The sequence below is a fragment of the Micromonospora sp. ABR4_055 genome (assembly GCF_056160425.1).
In genome coordinates this window covers 1-20,534 of record NZ_JBSWXD010000128.1, presented here as the reverse complement: position 1 = coordinate 20,534, position 20,534 = coordinate 1, and the positions used below count along the sequence as shown (strand labels likewise).

18 protein-coding genes are annotated in these 20,534 nt (G+C 72.0%); 11 read left to right on the top strand and 7 right to left on the bottom strand.

What is annotated here, in order from left to right:
- Window positions 1-129 precede the first annotated feature (129 nt).
- Window positions 130-825, top strand: coding sequence for a hypothetical protein (locus ACXAHD_RS24275; RefSeq protein ID WP_281555091.1), 696 nt, complete (start codon window positions 130-132; stop codon window positions 823-825).
- Between the two features lie 116 nt (window positions 826-941).
- The gene (locus tag ACXAHD_RS24270) at window positions 942-1,997 is read left to right on the top strand and encodes a hypothetical protein (protein ID WP_289212929.1); all 1,056 of its coding nucleotides are present in this window, start codon (window positions 942-944) and stop codon (window positions 1,995-1,997) included.
- Window positions 1,998-2,016: 19 nt separating this feature from the next.
- On the opposite strand, the gene ACXAHD_RS24265 is transcribed toward ACXAHD_RS24270, so the two are convergent.
- The 3 genes from ACXAHD_RS24265 to ACXAHD_RS24255 all read right to left on the bottom strand — a co-directional run bounded on the left by ACXAHD_RS24265 (window position 2,017) and on the right by ACXAHD_RS24255 (window position 5,759).
- The gene (locus ACXAHD_RS24265; RefSeq protein ID WP_281555093.1) at window positions 2,017-3,108 is read right to left on the bottom strand and encodes a glycosyltransferase; all 1,092 of its coding nucleotides are present in this window, start codon (window positions 3,106-3,108) and stop codon (window positions 2,017-2,019) included.
- Between the two features lie 45 nt (window positions 3,109-3,153).
- Window positions 3,154-4,461 (bottom strand): sugar transferase, encoded by a 1,308-nt coding sequence (locus ACXAHD_RS24260; protein ID WP_475053382.1) that lies wholly within the window; start codon window positions 4,459-4,461, stop codon window positions 3,154-3,156.
- Between the two features lie 191 nt (window positions 4,462-4,652).
- Window positions 4,653-5,759: an LCP family protein gene (locus ACXAHD_RS24255; RefSeq protein WP_281555095.1), complete on the bottom strand. Its 1,107-nt coding sequence runs from the start codon at window positions 5,757-5,759 to the stop codon at window positions 4,653-4,655.
- 277 nt (window positions 5,760-6,036) lie between these two features.
- Here ACXAHD_RS24255 and ACXAHD_RS24250 point away from each other — a divergent pair, with 277 nt between their 5' ends.
- The 6 genes from ACXAHD_RS24250 to ACXAHD_RS24225 all read left to right on the top strand — a co-directional run bounded on the left by ACXAHD_RS24250 (window position 6,037) and on the right by ACXAHD_RS24225 (window position 13,656).
- Entirely contained in the window at window positions 6,037-8,733 is a 2,697-nt protein-coding gene (locus tag ACXAHD_RS24250) for a type 1 periplasmic-binding domain-containing protein (protein WP_475053378.1), read from the top strand.
- 55 nt (window positions 8,734-8,788) lie between these two features.
- Window positions 8,789-9,346 (top strand): RNA polymerase sigma factor, encoded by a 558-nt coding sequence (locus tag ACXAHD_RS24245; RefSeq protein WP_281555096.1) that lies wholly within the window; start codon window positions 8,789-8,791, stop codon window positions 9,344-9,346.
- Window positions 9,339-10,511: a WD40/YVTN/BNR-like repeat-containing protein gene (locus tag ACXAHD_RS24240; RefSeq protein ID WP_475053375.1), complete on the top strand. Its 1,173-nt coding sequence runs from the start codon at window positions 9,339-9,341 to the stop codon at window positions 10,509-10,511. Before ACXAHD_RS24245 ends, ACXAHD_RS24240 begins: the two co-directional genes overlap by 8 nt.
- A 111-nt stretch (window positions 10,512-10,622) precedes the next feature.
- A complete protein-coding gene (locus ACXAHD_RS24235) occupies window positions 10,623-10,928 on the top strand; it encodes a hypothetical protein (protein WP_281555098.1) in 306 nt (101 codons plus the stop codon).
- Window positions 10,929-10,942: 14 nt separating this feature from the next.
- Window positions 10,943-12,631, top strand: coding sequence for an amidase (locus ACXAHD_RS24230; RefSeq protein ID WP_281555099.1), 1,689 nt, complete (start codon window positions 10,943-10,945; stop codon window positions 12,629-12,631).
- A gap of 230 nt (window positions 12,632-12,861) precedes the next feature.
- Window positions 12,862-13,656, top strand: coding sequence for a siderophore-interacting protein (locus ACXAHD_RS24225; RefSeq protein WP_281555100.1), 795 nt, complete (start codon window positions 12,862-12,864; stop codon window positions 13,654-13,656).
- A gap of 66 nt (window positions 13,657-13,722) precedes the next feature.
- Here the strand turns inward: ACXAHD_RS24225 and ACXAHD_RS24220 are convergent, their stop codons facing one another.
- Complete coding sequence (locus ACXAHD_RS24220) at window positions 13,723-14,838, bottom strand: hypothetical protein (RefSeq protein WP_475053373.1); 1,116 nt, start codon at window positions 14,836-14,838, stop codon at window positions 13,723-13,725.
- Between the two features lie 301 nt (window positions 14,839-15,139).
- Between ACXAHD_RS24220 and ACXAHD_RS24215 the strand changes: the two genes are divergently transcribed.
- Window positions 15,140-16,837, top strand: coding sequence for a S8 family serine peptidase (locus tag ACXAHD_RS24215; protein WP_475053370.1), 1,698 nt, complete (start codon window positions 15,140-15,142; stop codon window positions 16,835-16,837).
- A 302-nt stretch (window positions 16,838-17,139) separates the two neighbouring features.
- Here ACXAHD_RS24215 and ACXAHD_RS24210 read toward each other — a convergent pair whose 3' ends face one another.
- The 3 genes from ACXAHD_RS24210 to ACXAHD_RS24200 are packed head-to-tail and all read right to left on the bottom strand — an operon-like array spanning window position 17,140 to window position 18,616.
- Entirely contained in the window at window positions 17,140-17,700 is a 561-nt protein-coding gene (locus ACXAHD_RS24210) for a hypothetical protein (protein ID WP_289212934.1), read from the bottom strand.
- A complete protein-coding gene (locus tag ACXAHD_RS24205; protein ID WP_289212935.1) occupies window positions 17,697-18,470 on the bottom strand; it encodes a CHAT domain-containing protein in 774 nt (257 codons plus the stop codon). The genes ACXAHD_RS24210 and ACXAHD_RS24205 overlap by 4 nt, the downstream gene beginning before the upstream one ends.
- On the bottom strand, window positions 18,467-18,616 hold the full coding sequence (locus ACXAHD_RS24200; RefSeq protein ID WP_281555106.1) for a hypothetical protein: 150 nt from the start codon (window positions 18,614-18,616) through the stop codon (window positions 18,467-18,469). Before ACXAHD_RS24200 ends, ACXAHD_RS24205 begins: the two co-directional genes overlap by 4 nt.
- A 65-nt stretch (window positions 18,617-18,681) precedes the next feature.
- Between ACXAHD_RS24200 and ACXAHD_RS24195 the strand changes: the two genes are divergently transcribed.
- The gene (locus tag ACXAHD_RS24195; RefSeq protein ID WP_281555107.1) at window positions 18,682-18,846 is read left to right on the top strand and encodes a hypothetical protein; all 165 of its coding nucleotides are present in this window, start codon (window positions 18,682-18,684) and stop codon (window positions 18,844-18,846) included.
- A 70-nt stretch (window positions 18,847-18,916) separates the two neighbouring features.
- Window positions 18,917-20,224, top strand: a complete 1,308-nt coding sequence (locus tag ACXAHD_RS24190; RefSeq protein ID WP_289212937.1) for a cytochrome P450 — start codon at window positions 18,917-18,919, stop codon at window positions 20,222-20,224.
- Window positions 20,225-20,534: the final 310 nt, after the last annotated feature.

Below are 20,534 nucleotides of genomic sequence, written 5' to 3'. Positions count from 1 at the left end.
CGGAGTTGCGGTGGTTGACGGTGAACGCGATGAAGAGTGCGTTCATCCCGTTCGACGAGCGGCTGGCGGTCATCGACGACGTCATCAAGCCCGCGTACCGGTCCCTCGTCGAGGTCGAGGTGGCCGACCGTGTCGGTTGACGCCCAACCCCGCAGATGCGGCGGTGCGACCGCCGGCCGGTGGGGTGCCATCCCGCACCGCAGGCTGCTCGACGCGGTCGCCGCAGCGGTCCCGGCCGACCGGCTGCCCAGAGTGGAGACCGCCACCGTGACCCATCTGCTGCGGCCGGTGCCCTGGCAGCGGCGCTCCGGCCTGGTCAGTCTGGTCAGCACCGCCTACCCGGCGCTCGCCCACCGGATCGCCACCGTGGTCGACGGCGAGTTCCCCTGGGTGCGGATCGCCACCACCGCCCGGATGAGCGGACGCGACGACCGGGACCGGTTCGACGTACTCGTCCCCAGCGGCCGGGCCGACGAGGTGCTCAGCTGGCTCGCGCGGCTGTGGCAGACGGCGGCTGAGCAGGTCGGCCCGCACGCCCGGCCGGATCTGCGTACGCCGGCCGCCCGGACGATGTGGCGGGCGGCGCTGCTGGTCGCCAACGGCTCCCGCCGCCGCAGCCAGGTCCGGGTGCGGGTGCCGGATCCGGCTGCGTTGACCGCGCTGGCCCAGGCGGGTGACGCGCTCGGCCTGGCCGTGCACCAGCATGTGCGGCGGGGCAACTCCTACTTCGTCACGGTGGACGATCCGGCCCAGTCGGTCCAGTTGCTCCGGATCGTCGGCGCCGGGCCGCACGCCGAGGCATGGGTACGCGACACCGCTGCCTGACCGGTTGACCACGCGGACCGGTCCGCAGAGCCTCCGGACCGCGTTGCTCACTCATGGCAGTCATGTAGTCACCCCGAGTCGCTATGATCCCGGCAAAGCGCAGGGCGGGAGGCCGAATGCAACCGGTAGATCCGTACCAGCTCGTCGAGATGCTGGGATCATGTCCGGCGGGCAGCGTCTGGTCGGCTGTGGAACCCCACGGCGAGCAGATCACCGTGGCGATACTCGACGCCGACGCGGCCGCCGACGAACGGTGGCGGGAAGCCTTCTCCTCGGCCGCCGAGGCGCTGGCCGACCCGACGGCGGGAGCGCCGACCTTCCGCTACGCGAACTTCACCGCCCGGATCCCCTGGGTCACCTGCGGTGCCGGGCCCGGTGAAGGGGCAGAGCGGGTCTTCCTCACCCTCGGCCAGGACTATCGACCGGCTTACCCTCCGGTGCCCCGGTTCGCCGTGTCCGGACCACCGCGCCGACGCGTTCCGCGCCCGCTGCTGGCCGGGGCGGCGGTCGTGGCGGTCCTGCTCGCCGGCGCCGCCGCCGTCATCCGGTGGCCGGACCGTTCCGACGACTCCCCACCGGTGGCCGGGCCGAGCGCAACGCCGAGCCGGGCGGGCGCCACCCCGCCGCCGGCCACCCCGGACCAGCCCGGGCTGGAGCCACCGGCGCCGAGCTCCTGGCGGACCGACTGGCCCCGGTTCACCCCGGAGGACACGGTCCGCACCTACACCGACCTGGCCGACGTTGGTCTGGTCCTCAAGGTGCCGTGGAGCTGGGACTGCTCTCCCGTCCCGGACGACCGGGACCCACAGACCCGCCGGCTGCGGTGCGGCGGCACGTTCGGCGATCAGCAGCAGGACGAGGTCGGTGGCGAGGTCGTGGTCCGACCCTGTCCACAGCGGTGCACCCCGCATCGGCAGGCGACAATGCGTCAGGCCGAGGAGGCATGGAGTCAGCGATGGCTGCAGGCAGGCATCGCGACCGCGTACGCCGAGATCAGCACCCTGCAGATCGACGGTGAGCGGCGGCACGGGCTGGTGATGGTCGCCTACTGGCGCGGTGGGCAGGACGGGTCGATCGACCGGCAGTTGGTGCTACGGATGACCGGCCCGGCCGACGGGGCCAGCCCGCTGCGCATGATCGCGAACTATCTCCGCACTTCACTGCTGCTGTAGTCGGCTGACGGCGGTGCCGTCAACCACACTCGGCTTCGATCCAGTCGGCGAGTTTCGCGGCGAACTCAGCCGCCGCGAACGACTTGGCATGTGCCTCGATACCGGCGGTGTCGAGCTGGTCGAGCCGACGCAGCAGTGGGACGTAGTCGTCGGCCCGGGTCGAGTCGACGAGGTGTCCGGTAGCACCGTCGACGACGGTCTCCAGCAGCCCGCCACGACGCAGCCCGAGGACCGGCGTACCGCAGGCCTGGGCCTCGACCGGGATGATGCCGAAGTCCTCGTGTACCGGGAAGAGCAGCGCCCGGGCGCCCCGGTAGAGCTGCCGCAGCCGGGCCCGGTCCGGACGTACCTCGAAGGTCACTTCGGCGCCGACCAGATCGGCGTGCCGGCGCAGATAGGCCTCCTGAGGCCCGGAGCCGGCAATGACCACCGGCATCCGGGCGGCCGCGGCGATCGAGATGATCAGATCGAAGTTCTTGTACGGGATCCAGCGCCCCACCCCGAGCAGGTAGTCGCGTTGCGCGACGGGGTCGTCCGGCTGTGCCGTGGCGAAGTAGTCGACGTCGACCGGCGGATGGATGACCACCGCGTCGCGGTGCCAGAACCGCCGGATCCTGTCCCGCACCTCACGGGAGTTCGCGGCGTAGCTGGCCACGTGCCGGCTCAGCCGCACGTCCACGGTCTGCAGGACGCGCCGGGGCAGGGCGAGCAACCGGCCGGAGCCGCGGCCGTCGTGGTCGGGACTCCACACGTAGCGGGCCGGCGAATGGACGTAGCTCAGATGCCGGGTCCGCCCCGGCACACCGAGCCGTACGGTGTGCGCGAAGGCGTGGCTGGACGACAGAACCACGTCGAAGTGCTCCCGGCTGAGGGTCCGCCACACCAGCGGCATCAGCGGCAGGGCGAGGGTCTTGCTGCGGCGCAGCGGTGTCCGGGCCAGCCAGGATTCCCGCAGGCCCTGGTCGGTCACCCCGGGGTCGGACCACAACACGAACCGTTGGGCGTGCGGGACGAGGTCGGCGATCCGCCGGAACACCTGCTCCGACCCGCCGGTTTCGCCGAACCACTCATGGACGAGGGCGACCGAACGGCCGGCAAGTGGTGTCGTCAACTCGGCGAGCTCCCCTCGTGGGCGTCGGTGCGCCGGTCGGCTGGATCAGCGCCCGCGACCACGGAGCACCTCGGCGACGGTACGCAGCACCACCTTGATGTCCAGCCACAGTGACCAGTGCTCGATGTAGAAGTTGTCGAACCGGGCCCGGTCGGAGATCGGTGTGTCTCCCCGCAGGCCACTGACCTGGGCCAGCCCGGTGAGGCCCACCGGGACCCGGTGACGCATCGCGTAGCCGGGCAGCTCGGCGGAGAACTTCGCCACGAAGTACGGACGTTCCGGCCGGGGACCGACCACGGTCATGTCGCCGCGCAGAATGTTCCACAGCTGTGGCAGCTCGTCGAGCGACGTACGTCGCATGAACCGTCCGATCAGGCTGACCCGGCGGTCGTCGGCGATCGACCAGGTGGTCCGGGCCTCCTGGTCGGTTCCGGGGCGCAGCGACCGGTACTTGATCACGTTGAAGGTCCGGCCGTGCTGGCCGATGCGCTCCTGCCGGAAGAAGATCCCCCGGCCGCCGTCGATGAAGGTCGCCACTGCGCACAGGGCGAGCACCGGGCTGAGCAGGACCAGCGCCACCGAGGCGAGTGCCACGTCGGAGGCCCGTTTGACCATCCAGCGCGGACCGGACAGCGCGATGTGCCGTACGTGGACCAGCGGGATCGCGCCGATGTGGTCGGGTTGCCGACCGTACGATCCCGACCCCCACAGTCTGGCCACCGCCCAGAGGTCCTGGCTGGCGCACTCGGGTCGGCGCAGCAGATCCATCAGCCCGGCTTCGGGGCAGTCCGGATCGGCGATGATGAGCACCTCGGACTCGACCATGTCGATCAGCCGGCCGAGGTCGTCGAAGGTCCCGACCAGCGGCAACGACGCGCCGTCGGTCTGCCGGGTGACCGAGTCCACGCAGCCGGCGAACCGCAGGCCGTAGCTGGGGTAGCGGCGCATCAGCCGGGCCAGCTCGGCCGCGACCGGACCGCTGCCCAGGATCAGGGCGTTGTGTTCGACCCAGCGGCGACGGCGGGCGAACACCACCACCGCCCGGGTGACCGAGCGTCCGATGATCAGCAGCACGGCCGACACGGCGATCCCCCGCATCAGGTCGGCCACGTACTCCACCGAGTCGTGCCGCAACCCGGCGATTATCGCGACGGTGCCGGACGCGGTGAGCAGGCGTCCGCACAGTGTCGGCAGTTCGTCGAGGAAGCTGACATGGCGTCTGGCCCGGTAGAGCCCGCTGAACGCGAAGACTGCGATGGTCAACGCCGCCATGAACAGGGTGCCACGCCAGTAACGGTCGGAGATCAGCAGCGGAGCGAGCAACGCGGCGAGGTCCACCGGCGCGGCGATCATCCAGGCCCGTAGCGGCCGAGTGCGGCTCGATGCCCGCGAACCAGCGTACGGCAGGACCGCGGTGGCGCCAGCCGACGGGTCCGGCCCCTCGTCCGGCCGTGGCCGGGGCACCAGCGGCAGCAACGGGGCTTCCACGACTTGGCCATGCCTTCCCGGTTCGATGGCTCGGGGCTGGTGGTCGGTACCGGAGGTCACTGCGCCGCGGCGAGAATCTCGTCGACCGCGTCGCGACGGACCGCGTCGTAGAAGGAGTCGGCCGCCTCGGTGTCGGCGAACACCACGCTCTCGTCACCGACCCGCCCGGTGCCCTCGGTCGGGCTGGTGACAAAGGTGAGGTCGTCGCCGCGCAGGTGTCGCAGATCCATGCCGAAGTCGATCAGGGACAACGTCTCGTCGACCGCCACCGCGTCGGCGGTGGCCCGGACGAACGAGTTCAGCGTGGCCGGGCTGGACAGCACCCCACCGGATGCCGCCTTCTCCAGGATGGCCTTGATGACCTGCTGCTGGTGGCGGATCCGGGCGAAGTCACCATCGGCGAAGGCGTACCGCTCGCGGGCGTAGTCGAGGGCCGCCGCGCCGTCCATCGTCTGAGGGCCGGCGGCGAACGACCGTCGGTTGTCAGGGTTGAGGGAATGGTTGGAGGTGAACGCCTCCTCGACGTCGATCTCGACCCCGCCGAGCGCGTCGACGATCTCCCGGAATCCGGCGAAGTCCACCAGGGCGACGTTGTCCACCCGCACTCCGGTGAACTCCTCGACGGTCTGCACCATTAGTGGAATACCACCCCAGGCGTACGCGGCGTTGATCTTCGCTTCCCGTCCACCGCGTGTTCCTTCCTGGTTTTCCGGCACGAAGACCCAGGTGTCCCGGGGAATGGAGATCAACTGGGCACTCTGCCGGTCCGCCGCGATGTGCGCCAGGATGATCGTGTCGCTGCGGGAGCCCGACGTGCTCTGCGGGTCCCGGGTATCGCTGCCGAGGATGAGAATGTTCGTGGCGGTGGTCACCTTTTCCGGCCGGAACTCCTCCGGCACGTCCACGAACGCCTCCACCCGCTCGATCCCGGACTCGATCGACCGCAGGTAGAGCCCACCGGCGAGCAGCCCACCGCCACCGAGTAGCGCCAGGACCACGAGCACCGTCAGAACGACCCGCAACCCGCGGCGACGGCGACGCGGTGGCGCGGCGGCGGAGTCCACTACCGATCCGGGATCCTGCGTCCCCGGCCGCACCCCGTCGGCCACCCCGCCCAGTTCCTGGGCGGCCGTCGGGTCCGCGAGCTGTTCTCGACGTGACATGTCAGTGATAGTACTGGCGGAGATTTCCGGATGATGTCCGCCCGGGACAGTCGAAGATCCACCTTAATCATCCACGCCGGTCTTATCCGCATTCACCTTCCTACCGGGCGCGGCCCGGGACAGCGGATCATCGTTCCTAACTGGCCGGCGGACCTGACAGATTCCCGTCAGACCGCCGGGCATTCTGCCCTAATCGTCCGGTCCGCAGAATCGGCGGGTGGCAGCCTGACCGACACTGGATGGACCGTCCGCTCAACTGCAGGATCGGAGTGCCGAGATGACCATGGAGGCCGGTGCTGACCGGGCACGTGACCGGCTCGTCTCCCGGGGCGTGGCCGAGTTGCTGACCCTCGTCGGCCGGCTGCTGCGCCGGCCCCGGCGCGGCGAGCACGACCTGCCGGTCGTCGTGGCCGTTGGCGCCGCCGGGTCCGAGGTGCACGCCGGGGTGCTGCGCCGGCTGCGCCGGCCGGCCCGCCGTCGAGTGCCGCACGTCGACGTCGACGCCGCCGAATTCCCCGACGCAGCCGGGATCCGCCCGATACTCGACGCGATGCACCACCAGCTCGCTCTCGACGCGTTCGGCGGTGAGCCGTTCACCTTCCGCCACTATCCGCTGGCCCGTTGGCTGATGGACCAGCGGCTGGCCGACGTCGAGGTCTCCGAACGCCGGGCCCGGCTCACCCAGATGCTGCGCGACTGGCGCCGCCGGCCCGCCACCGAGAACCTGAGCGGCGCCTCGGACGCCGAGACCATGTTCGCCACCGCGTACCGGCTGCTGCTCTGGCTGGTCCTGCGGGCGGTCCCGGACGTGGTCTTCCGGGCCGCGTTGTCCGGGCGGCTACCGGTGATCGGCGGCCGGTACCGCTGGTTCATGCGCCAGCAGTACCTCGCGCCACGACAGAGCGGCACCTTCGTCGGCTTCGCCGAACGACTCACCACCGACCTGCGTACCGGGGAACAGCCCGGGCAGGTGCGCAAGCTGCTGGTGCACGCCTTCCTGGAGGACCTGCGCGCCGGACACCTGCGCCGCGTCTGGTCACCGAACGGCTGGCAGCGCACCGCCTACCCGGTGCTGCTGCTGCGCGACGTCGCCCCGGACAACGCCGGGCACGCCCTGCTGCGGCTGGTCAACGATGTCCGCAACGAGACCGGCCGGTGGGACCCCCTGCTGATCCTGGCCACCGCGGCCGAAGGCTACACACCGGTACCCGGTGCCGCGACCCCGATCCGGCTGACCGAGGTGGACATCGGACTCGACGAGTGGCGCGAGGCCCTGCCGGAGCAGCGGCGGCTGCGCCGCGCCGACGCGTGGATGCTGCCGCTGGCGGCGACCGCCGACCCCGACGACCGGTACGGACACCCGACCGCCACCGATCTGGCACCGCCCGCGCCACCGTGGTGGGCCCGGCGTACCGTCGCCGCCGCCGTGGTCCTGGCCCTGCTCGCCGGTGGGCTGTTCTGGGCCGGCGGGCGGTGGGGTCCCGGTTGTCTGCCGCACCCGGGGCAGGGCGAGATCTCGCTGCGACTGATCGACAGGGAGTGCATCGGCTACAGCGACAATCCGGCGTACGTGTTCAACCACGACCCGGGCCAGGAGGCGCTGCGCGGGGTACAGGAACGCATTTTCCGGCAGAACGAGGAGGTCATGCAGGTCTGGCGGAGCAGCCAGCGCCGACGCCCGCTGATGACGCTGGTCTATCTGGGCATCATGACCGGCCAGCGGACCGGTCCCCGGGAGGTTTCCTACGTCTCCGAACGCGAAGAGCTGGAAGGGATGGCGGTCGCCCAGTATGCCCGGATGAAGGCGTCGGCGAGCACCGACGGCCAGGCGCTGCTGCGCATCGTGGTGGCCAACGGTGGCAAGCAGATGCGACACGCGGAGCGGACGGTGGAGCTGCTTGCCGGGCTGGCCCGCCGGGATCCGACGGTGGTCGGCGTGGTCGGCCTGGTGGAGAGCCGCACCACCACGGCACGGGCGCTGCGGCGACTCAACGAGGTGGGGCTGCCGGCGGTCGCTCCGACGCTGTCCGCCGACGGGCTGCACCGCAACTCGCGGCTGTACCTGCAGATGGTCCCGCCCAACGCCGACCAGGCCGAGCTGGTGTCGGCGTACGCCACCCGGGTGCTCGACCTGTCCGAGGCGCACATCTACTACACCACCGGCGACAACAGCCCACTCGCCGACGACCTGTACGTCAACACGCTGGTCACCGGCCTGACCGACCGGCTCGGCGAGCAGGCCACCGCGCGGCCGTTCCGGGTCGGCGACTCGCTCGGTCACGAATGCGGCTACCCCGGTTTGCTCTTCTTCGCCGGCCGGTACTCGGAGTTCGACGAGTTCCTGGAGGCGCTACGGGGCTGCCGGAACAATCCCCCGCTGCACCTGGTGGCCGACGACTCGGTCAACCGGTACCTGGCCAATCACCAGCTGCGGGCGAACGCGCCGGGCAACCTGCCGGTGACGTACGTGTCGAAGGCCGCGTTGGCGATGTGCACCAGGCTGGTGGCCGACGCGGTCGCCGACGAGTCACGCCGCCGGTTCCTCGACCTGATCCGCCGCGACGACCTGCTCGGCGAGCGGCGGTGCGTGGACGGCTCCGGTCCGCCGGTCGGCGAACGGGTGGCGCTGGCCTACGACGCGACGATGATGCTGATCGCGGCGGTGGAGCAGCTCGCGGCCCGGCTGAACGTCGGCTCCCGGCCGTGGGACGCGCGGGCGGTCAGCCCGGTCGCGGTCTTCACCGAGGTACTGCGGCAGAATGCCGCGGCGGCGTACCCGGGGGTGACCGGGCCGACCCGGTTCTCGGCCGACACCGGCGAGCCGGTGGAGAAGCGACTGTCGCTGATGTACGTGGCCAGCGTGCCGCAGGTCGACCGGGAACCGCATGAGGTCTTCTACTGCGGCCGGGCGCAGCCGGAGGACCCGCCCGGCTGCCATCCGGCACCGGCGGCCCCGAGCGGTGACACCGGCTGACCGCCCACCGGGCGACCAATGGAACCTTCCGGACCGCCGGGGAGTCGGGCACTGCATGGGAGAATCCCCGCCGGACGCCGACGGCGGCGGCCCGGCGCGCCCTGACGACGTCATCGGCCAGGTGTACGCCGGCAGCTACCGGCGGCTCGTCGTGCAGCTGTACGCCGTCACCGGCGACCTGGGCGAGGCACAGGAGACAGTGCAGGAGGCGTTCGTCCGCGCCCTGCTCGCTCCGCACCGCTTCGCGGAGCTGGACAACCCGGAGGCGTGGCTACGCCGGGTGGCGGTCAACGTCGCCCGCAGCCGGCACCGCCGCCGGGCCGTTCTCGCCCGGCTGCTGCCCCGGCTGGCCGCCCCGGTCGACACTGAACGGTTGATCGCCGACAGCTCGGCCGAGCACGTCGCGCTGATGCGGGCGCTACGCCAACTGCCGGCTGGTCAACGACACGCGATCGCCCTGCACTACCTGGCCGACCTGCCGGTCGCCGAGGTCGCCGACGCGCTCGGCGTGACTGAAGGCACCGTCAAGTCCCGACTATCCCGGGGCCGGACGGCCCTCGCCGGCCTGCTCGTCGACACGTCGACCAGTCACACCCGGAGCAGCCATGCCTGACCTGCGGCTGACCATTTTCGACCGGGAGCGAATCAGCGAAGCGGTGATCCAGCCGGCGCTGGACCGGCTCCGGGCGCGGGCCCGACGCCGGCGGCGGACCATGATCGTCGCCGCCGCGCTCGGCCTGCTGCTGGTGGCGCTGGTCGCGCCGGGCCTGGCCGCGACGGTGGGCCGCCACCGGTCCGACAGCCCTGTGCCGTCCGGCCCGCTGCGGATCACCGTGTGGGACGACCGGACCGTGGTGGGTGTCGACGGCCCCGGCGACGACTGCCGGTTCCGGTTCACTCGCAGTGACGACGCCGGATCGACGTGGCTGCCGCTGAACGGACCGGACACCACGGCGGACTGCCTGCACGACGCGGCCAGCCACCCGGTGTCCCGGGCGGTGGCGTTCAGCCTCACCCCGGACGTCTTCCTGGTCGGCGTCGGCGTCACCGATCACGTGTCCATCGACGCCGGCCGGACCTGGCGGGACGCCACCGCGACGACCCGCACCGTCACCGCGTTCCCACCCGGAGCGCAGCCGGTCGACTGTCTGACCCCCTGCGCCGACCTGCGCCCGCCGGTCGCGGTCGACCCGGTCGACGGCACGGTGTACCGGCTGGCCGACCCGCCCACGGTCGGCGGGCGGGTGTACGTGGCCCCAGACGGGGCGATCTGGACCGCCGGGCAGGCCGGAACCGGGCCGGGCACCGTGACCGCGGTCAGCACCGACCGAGGCGCCAGCTGGCGGACCACCGCCGGACCGGCCGGCGCCCTGGTCGCCGGCCTCGCGGCCCGCGACGCCCGGCAGGCGTTCGTCCTGTTCGACCCGATCGACGCGGGCGGGACCGGCTCGTCGGCCGCCCGGCCGGTGCTGTGGCGTACCACCGACGGTGCACGCAGCTGGCAGGACCTGGCCGCCCCGCTGCCCCGGCTGGGCCAGAGCGCGCTCACCGTCGGCGACGACGGCCGGCTGCTGGTGGGCGGCATCGGCCGGCACACGGCGCCGACGTGGACCAGCGACGACGACGGCACGACCTTCACGGCCGGCACCGCCGGCCCGTACGGCGAGCTCGGTGCCCTGCCGGGGCTGCTGTGGGTCTCCGCCGGGCAGCCCGGCGCGCCCGGCTCGGTCACCGTCGACGGAATCAGCTGGCGATCCGTACCACTGCCGACCCAATGACCTGCCACCTGGCCTGAGCTGCACGGATTCATGATCACGTGACAGCTGCGTCACGGTGCCGACATCAACCGGCCGGAGATTGTGGCCACCGCTTCACCGCCAGGAGGTTCCATGGCCCCCACCCCTCCGACCGACGACGAGTTGAACACGTTCATCGTCGCCCAACTCGCCTCGCTCGGCATCGACCTCGACCAGCTGCCGGCCGGCACCACCGCCGACCCGGTCACCGGCTCTCCCGGCCGCGACTCGGTCCTCGCCTCGCTGCGGTCCTTCATGCGCAGTACGGTGCCGACCCTCGCCGCGTACCAGATGCCGACCCCGGACGCCGACGACCCGGCGACCGCCATGGCGCTGTCCCAGCAGCCCGCACCGGTCCTCTACCCGTCGATCAGCACCGAATGGCGCAAGCCCCGATGACAACAGAGGACGCCATGACAGACTCATCCACAGACGTACAACTGCCGCTCGACCGGCTCCTCGACCGCCGCGCGTTCCTGGCCCGCACCGCCGCGCTTGCCGCCACCGCCACCGTCGGCACCGTGGCGCTGCCCGGCCTGGCCGGGCTCGCCTCGGCCGCGCCGAGCGGCACCAGCGCCCCGGCCGTGAAATTCAACCCGGAGCTGGACCGGGGGGCCGCGTACAACAAACCACGCGAGTCGGCCATGTCCGACCCGACCGAATGGACCATCTCGGAAGCCGCCTGGATGATCCGGCACAACAAGATCGTGCCGGTCGAGCTGGTGCAGGCCTATCTGGACCGGATCACCGCGTACGACTCGACGTACCAGGCGTTCAACGTGGTGCTCGCGGAGGCGGCGGTCAAGGCCGCCCGGCAGTGGGCCAACCGACCGCACCGGGGGCCGTTGCACGGCATCCCGCTGGCCATCAAGGACAACTACTTCACCGAGGGCGTGCCCACCACCGCGAACTCGTACCTGTTCCAGGACTTCGTCCCACCGTACGACGCCACCTCGGTCGCCAAGCTGGTCGTGCAGGGCGGCATCGTGCTCGGCAAGACCCAGATGGGTCCGCTGGCCACCACCCGGGCGACCCTGCCCAATGGTCAGGTCACCACCGTCAACGCCTGGACGCCGACGAACCCGTCGACCAACCCGGGCGGATCGTCGACCGGCACCGCGACCGCCGTCGCCGGCCGGCTGGCGAGCTCGGGGATCGGCACCCAGACCGGTGGCTCGATCACCTCGCCGTCCAACGCCCAGAACCTCACCGGCATCAAACCGACGATGGGCCGGGTGTCGCTGGCCGGGATCGTCCCGCTCACCTACACCCGTGACCACCCCGGCCCGCTCGCCCGGGATGCCAAGGACGCGGCGATCATGCTGATGGCGATGGCCGGGCCGGACCCGGCCGACCCGCGCAGCCAGGGCCTGCCGCCGGTGCCGAACCTGATCAACGCGGCGACGCCCCGCTACGACGGCGACAACCTTCGGATGCGGTGGAAGACCCGGATCGGGGTGCTGCCTGGCTACGCCGACGGCAGCTCGGAGACGGCGGCCGCCCGCCGCGCGTTCCTCGCCGAGATGGCCGCCATCCCGGAGTGCGAGCTGGTTGAGGTGCCGTTGCCGGACGAGTGGAGCCTGCTCACCGGAGGCGCGTTCAACAACGTACGGCTGCCGGAGCGCAGCGAGCCGTTCATGCCGTACCTGCGCACCGACCTGCGTGGCTTCGGGGTGTCGGTGACCAGTTGGCTGCAGGGTGCGCTGCTGGGCGCCAACGGCTGGGTCACCGGCCAGCGCGCCAAGCTGCTGCTGCTGGACCGAATCCTGGACCAGATCTTCAGCAGCTGCGACGTGGTGGTGCAGACCAGCCCGGTGCCGTTCGACATCGTCGGGCTGCCGGAGATCGCGTTCCCGATCGGCTTCTCCGGTGGCGGGGTGCCGATCGGCACCATCCTCGGCGGGCAGCCGTACGCCGAGGACCGTCTGCTGTCGGTGGCCGCCGCGTACCAGGCGGTCACCGACTGGCACTGGCGGCGACCGGCCGACCCACCGGCGGTCGCCCCGGCACCGGCCGGGGCGGCCAGCGCCGCCCGGTCCACGGCGGCGACGCCGTCGCGGGGTCGGATGACCGCCGAGGAGGTCGCCGAGCTCACCCAGTGACCGACGCGCTTCGGCGTGGTGCGGGCCGTTCACCCGGTGGGTGGGCGGCCCGCAGTTCGCCACCCGGCGGAACACGGTGCCCCGACGCTCGCTGCGGGTCGGCCTTCCGGACACCAGCACCACCAACTAAGGTTAGCCAAACCTGACCACTCCGGGAGTCCGTGGCCACGCCAGCTGCACCGGCCGCTGCCGCTCGGCCGGGCGCGCTCCCGCGCGACTTATGGAGAGCGATGAGCTTCAAGGACGCCAAGAAGCACACCACGCTGTGTGTGGTGAACGTCGTCGGCACCGAACGGATCAGCCCGAACTTCATCCGGGTCACCCTCGGCGGCGACCAGTTGCAGCGCCTGCCCGACCACGGCTTCGACCACTGGTTCCGGCTTTTCCTGCCGCAGGAACACGGTGAGACCACCTTCGACCTGCCCAACCGGGCCGACACCATCGGCTACCTGAAGTACCTGCGGATCCCGTCGGCGACCCGCCCACACCTGCGCAACTACACGGTCCGCGCGTTCCGGCCGCAGGCCCGCGAACTCGACATCGACTTCGTCGTACACGGCGACGAAGGGGTCGCCAGCCGGTGGGTGCAACGCACCAGGGCCGGTGACACGGTCGCTCTGCTCGACCAGGGCCGCGGCTACGAATTCGCCCCCGACACCACGTTCCACCTGCTGGCCGGCGACGAGACCGCGCTGCCGGCGATCGTCGGCATCCTGCGGGATCTACCACGCGACGCCACCGGTCTGGCCGTGGTCGAGATCCCCGACCCCGCTGACACCCAGCCGGTCGACGCGCCCGCCGGGTTCGAGGTCCGTTGGTTGCCCCGCCCGGCCGAGGCCCGGCCGGGCAGCCTCGCGCTCGCCGCGGTGCAGGCCTGGACGACCGACAGTCCGACCACCGTGTCCGCCTACTTCGCCGGCGAACAGGCCCTGCCCGCCGGGGCCCGCCGTCATCTGGTGGAAATCGGTGTCCCGAAGCGCCGGATCAGCTTCACCGGCTACTGGCGACTCGGCAAGACGCACTGAACCGGCGCTGCTCCGGCGCGACGACGAGGCCACCCGCGGTGCCCGCAGAGGTAGGTCGCCCGGGCCTCACCGGTCCGCCCAGACCGTGACGTCGACCACCATCCGGGGTCGGGGCGGAGTCGGCGGTTCGACGACCTGGATCAGCGCGGTACGCCGCTCGTCGGTCAGCACGCACAGCTGGTCGCCGCGGCGGATCTCGCTGTGCCAGATCGTGGCCACCAACCGGCCCGGTCGCTGCTGAAACGTCCGGCACGCCTGGTAGCCGCCCGGCCGGCCAGCCCGCACGAGCGCGAACGAGGGCGTGTCCGACGCGCTGCGGATCCGGTGGCACTCGACGATGAGGTCGGCCAGGCCACCATCGCGGACCGGGCCGACCAGCCGCCCGGTGCTGCCATGGCCAGGCTCGCCGGTGTCGGCGTCGATCTTGTCGCGATAGTTGGTGATCACGTCCGTCGTCGCTCGCAGGACACAGCCGGTGCGGTGCAGCGCGACCGGCACGGGGGCTTCGACCGGCCGGTGGGCGGCCACCGCGTCACACGCGACGGTGGGCGTGGTCCGGGTCGGACCGGCGGTGGCTCCGACCGCGCCCGCGGTCACCACCAGGGCGCAGCCGGCCGTCATGGTCACCCACCATCGACGGCGCCCGTCACGGCGTACGGGCTCGGGATGCTCGTTCTCCCAGCGGTGGGCCAGACGCTCCCGCAGCAACCGGTGCCGAAACTCGTACACACCGCCCACCCGACGCAGTCCCTTGTGTCGTGACTCGTACGCCTGATCGAGGAAACGTGTCAGTTGCCACGGCAGCGGGCTGCGCGCAGCCAGCCAGATACGGGCGATCGTGAAGTGCAGCCAGGCCGCTCGGGCACCTCGCACGATCGCCGCACCGACGCCGAGCGTGAAGGCCGTGGCCATTACGGGCGGATTGTCGGCGGGTCTGACCACGAGCTTGAGCACGAGCCCGGCGAGCACGCCGGTCACGATCGGGCTGAACGCCATGCTCACCAGTGCGGCCCTGCGGTCGTTGCGCAGCACCCCGGACGGCCGGTCCCCCTGCGTCGTGTCCGTCATGACCTGGCCCTGCATCAGCAGCATGACCGCGCCGGCCGGCACCGCGATCAGGTAGCCGGCCGGTGCCATGTGCCAGGCCGGGTCGCGGCCGAACATCACCATCAGAATCGCCACGAACAGTGTGGCTCCGGCGGCCCCGAACGCCGCGCCCCTTGTCGACTCTTCGATCAGGATCCGCGGCCGCGAGCCGAGCCGCCAGGGTCAGGACAAGCAGTTTGTTCGAGCCACTGTAGACTGGAAAGGCGTGGCGGCGCACCTCCCCCCTTGGTGTCCAGCGAGGATCCGGCAGAGCACTCCGGACCGAACTGGCGGTCCGCCTCGAGATCAACCGGCGGTACAGTACCTCCCAGGACCGCGAAGAGTCGCCGTCCAACTGCATTGTGAAACCGGCACACTCCAAGAAAGGGATGATGTGGTGAGCAGACGCTTCACCGCCGGCGCCGTCGCGAGCGCGACCGCGCTGGCCCTGCTGGGCGCCGTACCGGCCAGACCGGCCGCCGCCGCCCCCGACGCCGCAGGTGACGTCACCGAGTACACGGTGGTCGCTGAGGCCGGCACCGGCGCCACCGAGGCGATGGCGGCCATCGAGACTGCCGGCGGCACCGTCACCGGCAGCACCGCCGACGTGGGCATGTACCAGGTCGTCACCGACGACGCCGAGTTCGCCGCCAAGGTCGCCGCCGCTCCCGCGCTGCTCGGCGCCGCAGAGAAGCGGGCCATCGGGTACGCGCCACGCCAGCGCTTCGACGCGGTGGAGCAGGAGCACCGCATCGCCGGCGCGGCATCCGCCGGGGCGGCCGGGCGGCGCGGCACCCGGATGGACCCGCTGGACGACAAGCTGTGGGGCCTGCCGATGATGCGGGCGGACAAGTCACGCCGGGTCGAGCCGGGCGACCGGCGGGTCACCGTCGGCATCCTGGACACCGGCGTCGACGGGCAGCACCCGGACCTCAAGCCCAACTTCAGCTACTCGCTGTCGCGCAACTTCGCCCCCGACATCCCCGACATCGACGGCCCGTGTGAGGTGGAGTCCTGCCTGGACCCGGTCGATCGGGACGACAGCGGCCACGGCACCCACGTCGCCGGCACCATCGGCGCCGCCGCCAACCGCTTCGGCCTGTCCGGCGTCGCCCCCAACGTCACGCTGGTGGCACTCAAGGGCGGCCAGGACTCCGGCTACTTCTTCCTCGACTCGGTGGTCAACGCCCTGGTCTACGCCGGTGACGCCGGCATCGACGTGGTCAACATGTCGTTCTACATCGACCCGTGGCTGTACAACTGCCTGGACAACCCGGCCGACTCCGCCGAGGAGCAGGCGTCGCAGCGAGCCACCATCGAGGCGGTCAACCGGGCACTGCGGTACGCGCACAAGCGGGGCGTCACCCTGGTCGGCTCGCTCGGCAACAACCACGAGGACCTGGGCGACCCCCGCCCGGACTCGTCCAGCCCCAACTACGGCGGCACCCCCCGGCTGCGCACCATCGACAACGACACCTGCTGGGACCTGCCGGTCGAAGGCGCGCACGTGATCGGTGTGTCGGCGCTCGGCCCGTCAAAGGCCAAGGCGGACTACTCCAACTACGGCACTGAGGAGATCTCGGTCGCCGCGCCCGGTGGCTGGTTCCGCGACGGCTACGGCACGCCGACCCACCGGACCTACGACAACACCATCCTGTCGTCGTACCCGCTGCACGTGCTGCAGGAAGAGGGCGCGGTCGACGCCGACGGCAACATCGTGCCGGACGCCGAGTCGTACGTGTTCAAGGAGTGCACGTCGGCCGGGGTGTGCGGCTACTACACGTACCTGCAGGGCACCTCGATGGCGTCGCCGCACGTCTCCGGGGTGGCCGCGCTGATCGTCAGCCGGTACGGCAAGCGCGACGGCCACCGGGGCGGGCTGACCCTGGACCCGGACAAGGTGGAACGGCACCTGTACCGGACCGCGGCCGACACGGCCTGCCCCGAGCCGCGCCTGGTCTCCTACGCCAATGAGGGCCGGTCCCCCGAATGGGACGCCTACTGCGACGGCAGCACCAGCTTCAACGGCTTCTACGGCCACGGCATCGTCGACGCCTTCGCCGCGGTCACCCGGCCACTGCACCACCACCACTGAGGACACCGCCGGCCGGCGGCCGGGGTGGGCTGATCCCCGCCCATCCCGGTCGCCGGCCGAAGCCAAGCCGGCGCCGGCCGCCGCCAACCGGTCGGCCAGCGCCGGATGGGCCTGCCGCAGCCGACGCGCGGCGGACCGGTCGTCGAGCAACTGCCCCCACAGCACACCTCGAGCCTGGTCGAGCAACACGACGCCGGCACCCGGATCGCCGCCGTCCACCGCCACCGCCGCCGCGTCGGCGCCGAGCAGTTGCCAACGCGCCAGCGCGTCCTCCTGGCCGCTGCGGCTGCGCCCACGCCAGCTCAGCCGGGGAGCTGGTCCAGAGCCAGCCGGTAGCCGTCGGCGGCGGCCAGCTCACCCCGCCCGGCATGCAGGCCGGCCAACTCCACGGCGGAGCTGACCAGCAGGTCGACCGGCGACGACGGGTCCTGTAGCACCTGCCGCCAGGCGGCCGATTCCGGGCCCACCCACGAGTCCGGGTCGAGGCCGCGCCGCTGCCGGTAACGGTCCCGCAGGGCCAGCGACAGGCCGTACCGCAGCCAGGCTGCCGACACGGCGGACGCGGCTTCCGACGGCATCCGCGCCAGCACCCGCGTTCCGCGCTCCCCCGCCTCGACCGCCCGGTCGAGGTCGGCGGCGTCACCGTCCTGGCGCCAGCGACGACGGTAGATGCTGACAAGGTTGTTCAACCAGATGACCAGGTCGGCAGCTGCGCCGACATCGGCGGCCCGCACGGCGGCCTCGCCGAGCCCGACCGCTTCGTCGATGCGGCCGACCGACTTCAACCGCAGCGCGTGCATGGTTAGCGCCGCCGGCCGGTCCCGGTGCCAGTGCGGCAATTCGGCCAGCAGCCGGATGCTCACCTCCAGCGCGGTGTCCCGGGCATGCTCGTCACGGAACGCATTCCACCGGTCGGCCGCGAGCGAACTCGCCCTGGTGCTGCTGCTGGCTGAGGTCGGTGACGGTGAGCGCGCCGTCGTGCAGCAGCAGATTGCCGTCGGGAGGGCCGCTGCAGGTTCTGGTCGCCGTGGCAGGCGAAGTGCGCCCAGCTGTGCCCGGGCAGCTGGTCGAGCACGACCTGTTCCCGGGCAACGTTGCGCAGCGGCGGCTGGCCGGGGGTGTGTGGCAGCCCGACGACCAGCATCCGGGGGTCGGTCGGACCGTCCCGGCGGGCCTCGACTGCTTCCCGCAGCACCCGCAGCGTCGGCGTGTAGGAGGAGACCACCCGGTCGATGACCGTACGCGGGGGCGTGCCGGTCAACGGACCACCGGCGGCGCGGTGGTGGCCGGCGGCGTGCAGCGGCAGCAGCGCCAGCGGCCCGGTCGGGCACCACCATATCCGCGGCCACGACGTGCCGGCCGGTGGCGTGTCGGCCAGGCCGAGCGCGTCGAGCACCGGCCCGGCCACGTCGTCCCAGAGCCATTCGAGCACGTCGCCGAGGGTATCGTCGTCGGCCAGCGCCGGCACGGTGTCGAACTCCCGGGCGGCGCGTTCGGCGACGCCGAGGCTGGTCAGGTAGGCGTCCGCCCGCTCGGCCACGGTCCGTGCGGTGAGCCGGGGCAGCTCGACCACCCGTACACCGGCGGGTTCGACGATCAGCGCGTCGCACCGCCACCGGCTGACGTTGATCACCGCGGTCCGCTGCCGGTTGTCGGCAGCAAGGTGGACAACCGGGGCGGCAGCAGGAAGTCCTCGAAGCCGGGCAGTCTGCGGACCTGGGCGACGGTGTCGTCCCATTCCCGGGCCGCCGCCATCCGCCGGTCGACTTCGCGTGACACCGCCAGATCCGTCGGACCCTCCTCGTCAGACTCTGCCACATTCCTGTCGGACAGACAGTTACGCCGTGACGGCGTTGTGTGCGGCGTCCTCAGGTGACACGATCAAGAAGCATCTACTCAATCCGATCGAGGAGGTGGACATGCGGACGTTGCGGCACCTGGCAGCCCGACTGGTGGGCAAGAGGCGGATCAGCGGCCGGTACGACTGGTGGTACTACCACCAGGCGTAGAGCCCGTCGGACACCGGGAGCAAAGGCAGGACCTCGGCAGCGGGGTCCTGCACGCGGTTAGGAGCCGCAGATGGCACCACTGCAGCAGGGCGACCGACCACCGGGGCCGCGCGGGCACTGGCTCACCGGCAACACCCCGGCCTACGAGGCCGACCGGATCGGCTTCATCCAGCGCAATCATCGCGAGTACGGCGATGTGTTCACCTTCGACGAGCGCACCGTGTTCGTGATCGACCCGGAACTGGCCAACGATGTGCTCACCCGGCCGGGCAACGCGTTCCTGCCCGAGCTGGCCCCGTTCGACGCCCGGCCCGATCTCGACCGGGCCGCCGAGCGGGCCGAGGCCTGGATGCCGGCGCGTCGGGCCGCGTGGGCCGGTCTCGACCGACAGGCCAGCGCCGCCTTCGACGGGCGTACCGTCGAGATCCTCGACGCGGCCCTCGACGCGGCCGCCGGCCGGGAGACCGACGTGCTGGCGATGATGCGACGGTACGCCGCCGCGACGATCGCCGATTACTGCTTTGGCGTGGACGCCACAGGGTTCCCGGAGCTGCTCGCCGAGGGCGTCGCCGCCACCGCGCCGTTCGAGACCGCGAAGTACGGGTTCGCGGCCTGGCTGCCGGTGCGCCGCAACCGTCGGTTCTTCCGCGCGCACCGCGCGTTCACCGACGCCCTGCTATCGGTGGTGCGACGCCGTCGGGCCGGCACGTCCAGCAAGGCCGGCACGTCCACACCGGACCTGCTGGACGTGCTGCTGGCCGCCCGGCCGGCCATGCCGGACCGGGCGGTCGTGTCGACGCTGCGCCCGGTCCTGCTCGGCGGACACGGCGTGCCGGCCGCCGCGCTGACCTCGCTGGTCTGGGAACTCGCCGGCCGACCGGAGCTTGTCGCCGCGCTGCGGGCGGAGGCGGGCGGGCCGGCCGGGTCCGGCGACCCGCCGCCGGCGGCCCGGCTACCGCTGGCCGAGGCCGTGGTCAACGAGGCGCTGCGGCTGTATCCGCCGGCGTGGCTGATGACGCGGACCGCCCGTACGACCACCGGGTTGGGTCCGTGGACGCTGCGGCCCGGCGACGAGGTGCTGATCGGCGCCTACCTCATCCACCGGGATCCACGGTGGTGGCAGCGGCCCGACGAGTTCGACCCCGGCCGGTGGGCGGCCGGTCGGCCGGCACCGGGGGCGGCGTTCCTGCCCTTCGGCGCCGGGCCCCGGGTCTGCATCGGTACGGCGTTGACCATGCGCCAGCTCACCCTCACCGTCTCCCGGCTGGCCCAGCGCGGTTCGGTGGAGTCGTCGAACGCCGCCGCCATCCGGCTGCGGTTCGCCGGCCGGCTCGCACCGGCCGGCCTGCTGGCGCGTTTTGTCGACGGAAAGTCGTGATCACATTCCGTTGCGTACATAGATCCGGTGTGCAAAGGTCGTAAGAATCACTCACCTCGATCGAGCGAGGAGGTAGCCATGCGGACACTGCGCCACCTGGCCGCCCGACTGGCCGGCAGGAAGCGGGTCAGCGGCCGGTACATGTACTGGCCCTACCACTACGAGTAAACCGACCCGGCGGACGACGTCGACGACTGCAGGACAGGGTCACGGGGGGGGGGGGGGGGGGGGGGGGGGGGGGGGGGGGGGGGGGTGGGCGGGTGGGGGGGGGGGGGGGGGGGGGGGGGGGGGGGGGGGGGGGGGGGGGGGG

What these genes read in the sequence shown, in the direction of transcription:
- ACXAHD_RS24270 (WP_289212929.1), top strand. Translation starts at nt 942, where the DNA reads ATGCAACCGGTAGATCCGTACCAGCTCGTCGAGATGCTGGGATCATGT.
- ACXAHD_RS24260 (WP_475053382.1), bottom strand. Translation starts at nt 4,461, where the DNA reads ATGATCGCCGCGCCGGTGGACCTCGCCGCGTTGCTCGCTCCGCTGCTG.
- ACXAHD_RS24255 (WP_281555095.1), bottom strand. Translation starts at nt 5,759, where the DNA reads ATGTCACGTCGAGAACAGCTCGCGGACCCGACGGCCGCCCAGGAACTG.
- ACXAHD_RS24250 (WP_475053378.1), top strand. Translation starts at nt 6,037, where the DNA reads ATGACCATGGAGGCCGGTGCTGACCGGGCACGTGACCGGCTCGTCTCC.
- ACXAHD_RS24245 (WP_281555096.1), top strand. Translation starts at nt 8,789, where the DNA reads ATGGGAGAATCCCCGCCGGACGCCGACGGCGGCGGCCCGGCGCGCCCT.
- ACXAHD_RS24240 (WP_475053375.1), top strand. Translation starts at nt 9,339, where the DNA reads ATGCCTGACCTGCGGCTGACCATTTTCGACCGGGAGCGAATCAGCGAA.
- ACXAHD_RS24235 (WP_281555098.1), top strand. Translation starts at nt 10,623, where the DNA reads ATGGCCCCCACCCCTCCGACCGACGACGAGTTGAACACGTTCATCGTC.
- ACXAHD_RS24230 (WP_281555099.1), top strand. Translation starts at nt 10,943, where the DNA reads ATGACAGACTCATCCACAGACGTACAACTGCCGCTCGACCGGCTCCTC.
- ACXAHD_RS24225 (WP_281555100.1), top strand. Translation starts at nt 12,862, where the DNA reads ATGAGCTTCAAGGACGCCAAGAAGCACACCACGCTGTGTGTGGTGAAC.
- ACXAHD_RS24190 (WP_289212937.1), top strand. Translation starts at nt 18,917, where the DNA reads ATGGCACCACTGCAGCAGGGCGACCGACCACCGGGGCCGCGCGGGCAC.